Origin of the sequence: Bradyrhizobium sp. IC4060, assembly GCF_020193715.1 — a bacterium.
GTDB lineage: Bacteria > Pseudomonadota > Alphaproteobacteria > Rhizobiales > Xanthobacteraceae > Bradyrhizobium > Bradyrhizobium yuanmingense.
Genome location: NZ_JADYVJ010000117.1, coordinates 1 through 401 on the forward strand (window position 1 = coordinate 1; position 401 = coordinate 401).

Consider the following 401-nt stretch of genomic DNA (forward strand, 5'->3'; position numbering starts at 1 on the left):
CTGGTGTTCCTGGTCCTCGCCATCAACCTCCTCGGCGACGGCCTGCGTGACGTCACCGCGCCCGAGAACAGGCACTGAGCCATGGCTTTGCTGGAGGTGAAAGACCTCGTCATCGACATTCCGACCGAGGCCGGCGTGCTGCACGCGGTGAGCGGCATCTCCTTCTCGCTGGAGCGGGGCGAGACGCTGGCCATCGTGGGCGAGAGCGGATCGGGCAAGTCCCTGACCTCGCTGGCGCTGATGGACCTGCTGCCCAAGCGCGCCCAGCGCAAGGCGGCGAAGATCAGCTTCGACGGGGCCGACCTGATGACCATCTCCGCGGGTGGCATGCGCAAGCTGCGCGGCAACCGCATGGCGATGATCTTTCAGGAGCCGATGACCTCGCTGAACCCGGCCTACAC

1 protein-coding gene is annotated in these 401 nt (G+C 66.6%); it reads left to right on the top strand.

From position 1 onward, the window contains the following. Window positions 1-81: 81 nt before the first annotated feature. A partial coding sequence (locus tag I6F16_RS37760; RefSeq protein WP_225174812.1) for an ATP-binding cassette domain-containing protein occupies window positions 82-401 on the top strand: 320 nt, incomplete at its 3' end.